The organism is Martinezella sp. CNPSo 3964, from assembly GCF_057784375.1.
Genome location: NZ_JBXSOW010000030.1, coordinates 1 through 2,800 on the forward strand (window position 1 = coordinate 1; position 2,800 = coordinate 2,800).

General features: G+C 55.8%; 1 protein-coding gene. It reads left to right on the forward strand.

Annotation, left to right across the window (positions count from 1 at the left end):
- Window positions 1-610: 610 nt before the first annotated feature.
- A complete protein-coding gene (locus AC13Q5_RS34960; protein WP_488504955.1) occupies window positions 611-2,413 on the forward strand; it encodes a hypothetical protein in 1,803 nt (600 codons plus the stop codon).
- The last annotated feature ends 387 nt before the right edge of the window (window positions 2,414-2,800 follow it).

The window sequence follows — 2,800 nt, forward strand, 5'->3', positions numbered from 1 at the left end:
CGTAGGCGTTCATGACGTCGTCAATCGGGGCTTTGAGCGTCTGCCTGAGTGGCCAAATCGATACCTCCTGCGAAAGACGTTAAAAGCTCCGGCAGCAAGGTTGCAAACTTGTAGGTAAGCGTAACCTGCGAAAAATCATCCAGACCATGGCAGCTGGCGGCATTGTTCAAAGAAATTGCGTTACATCAAAAGCGTGAGTTTCGCAGCTTCTCCCTGCAACTCTGGCGGTGGTGGCCCGTGGGCAACAAACTCGAGAGCTATTGGCGGCGCGAAAGCACTGCGTTTTGAATACTTCGTGTGAAGACGCGCGTGCGAGTGTGTCGAGAATCGTCGTCAATCAACCATTCTGAAGAACGCCGCAAAGATACAACGAACCATTTCGGTCGTACCACGCAAGCTTCAGATCAGGTGCCCTTGCTAGGGATGTCGCTGAGAAATATTCTAGCGGATAGTGCGGGCACTATGAAAACAAAGCAGTTAATTGTTTCGCAATCGCGTCTGTTCCCAGGCATTTACCGCCGTCGCCAGTCAACTATCCGAAAGCCGCTGTAGCTTCCTTATCTGAGGGGACAAGCAAGGCGCCAGCAAGCTAACATTTGGAACGCTCTCTATGACTTCAATTATTTCTTCCCTGTCAGCCAGTCAGATCCGTAATCTCCCCACAGCCACGATTGCTTCCTTAACCACGGATGAGGTCGCTGCGCTGGGAACGAGCCAAATTAAAGCGCTTACTTCAACACAAATCGCGGTGTTGAGTACGCAGGATGTCGCTGTTCTCACCACGAAACAACTGAATGCCGTATCGGCGAGCGCTATCGTGGGCTTGGGACTGGATCAGCTTGCCGTTCTGTCGTCGGTCCAGATTGAGGGGCTGTCAACGACCGAAGTGAAAGCTATGACCTCCAGTCAGATCGCCGGGCTGTCGACGTCGCAGATCGGCTCATTATCGACGGTGCAGGTCGCTGCTTTGACCAGCACAGAGGTTGGTGCTTTATCGTCGCAAGATATTGCAGCATTGTCGAGCGATCAGATCGGGGCCATCAATGCGCGTGCACTATCGCAGCTTTCCACCGACAACATCGCGCTGCTTTCCACCTCCACGATTGCTGCTTTAAAGACGGCGCAGATTGCGGCGCTGACATCCAGCCAGATCGGCGCGCTCACGACTGCTCAGGTCCATGCTCTAAGCTCGGCCCAGATTGGGGCTCTGAGCTCGAAGCAGGTTGCAGCATTAAGCACTGGCGCTGTAGCGTCACTTTCGACCGGACAGATTGCCGCACTGAAGCCCGCCTCGGCCGCAGCTATGACGACCGACCAGATCGCCGCACTGTCGAGTGCGCAGATCGCGTCGTTGTCGACAGCGCAGATTGGCGCCTTGACCAGCACGGAGGTTGGTGTCTTGACGTCGCAGGATATAGCGGCATTGTCGAGCGATCAGATCGAATCTATCAGCGCGCGTGCGCTATCGCTGCTTTCCACCGATAACATCGCGCTGCTCTCTACGGCTGCGATTGCCGCTTTGAAGACGGCCCAGATTGCGGCGCTGACATCCAGCCAGATCGGCGCGCTCACGACTGCTCAGGTCCATGTTTTGAGTTCGGCCCAGATTACGGCGCTGAGCTCGAAGCAAGTTGCAGCTTTGAGCACTGGCGCTGTAGCAGCACTTTCGACCGGACAGATTGCCGCACTGAAGGCCGCCTCGGCCGCAGCTATGACGACCGATCAGATCGCCGCACTGTCGACTGCGCAGATCGCGTCGTTGTCGACCGTGCAGATTGGTGCCTTGACCAGCATAGAGATCGGTGCTTTGTCGTCACAAGATATTTCGGCATTGTCGAACAGCCAGATCGAAGCCATCAGCGCGCGTGCGCTGTCGCAGCTTTCCACCGATAGTATCGAGTTGCTACCGACTTCCGCGATTGCCGCTTTGAAGACGGCGCAGATTGCGGCGCTGACATCCAGCCAGATCGGCGCGCTCACGACTGCTCAGGTCCATGTTCTGAGCTCGACTCAGATTGGAGTTCTGAGCTCGAAGCAGATTGCAGCTTTGAGCACCGGCGCTATAGCATCACTTTCGACCGGACAGATTGCCGCACTGAAGCCCGCTTCGGCCGCCGCTATGACGACCGACCAGATTGCCGCACTGTCGACTGCACAGATCGCGTCGTTGTCGACCGTGCAGGTTGGCGCTTTGACCAGCACAGAAGTCGGTATTTTGTCGTCACAGGACATTGCGGCCTTGTCGAGTGCACAAATCGCAGCGATTGGCATTCGAGGCCTGCCTGGACTGTCAACCTACGATATTTCCATTCTGTCTAGCAGCCAACTCTACGCGATTACGTCAGCCCAAACGAAGGCGTTGAGCACCGGTCAGGTTGCGGCGATCATTGCTGCCTATGCTGCTTTCAGCTGACCATGGCGTCTAGGATCATCGGCGCCATTATCCTCCAGCGGCAAGGTCATTCCATCGCCTCTGAAAGTATTGCGGCAACCCGAATTGAAACGGGGTTTCGCAGATGCGGCTGCCCGGAAGACCGAGCCATTTCTTCCGATAGCTATGAGCTCAAATACTTTCGGATGTCGGAGGAACAATGCTGACGCCTCTGTGGGCGCAGTCGGGCCGGCGGCCGACTGGGAATTGCATATCGAAGCGACACCGTAACGATAAAGATAACAATAGCTTATAAACTTTGAAGCTACATCTCGATGTCGCTTCCAAACGAAAACCGCGCCCTCCGAGGAGGGCGCGGCGGTATTGTTTTCCTGTGTAAGTTGACCAACGCGTGGCGTCGGCGCTTCC

Bases quoted from the DNA above. Each gene is read 5' to 3' on its own strand.
- AC13Q5_RS34960 (WP_488504955.1), top strand. From the start codon at position 611: ATGACTTCAATTATTTCTTCCCTGTCAGCCAGTCAGATCCGTAATCTC.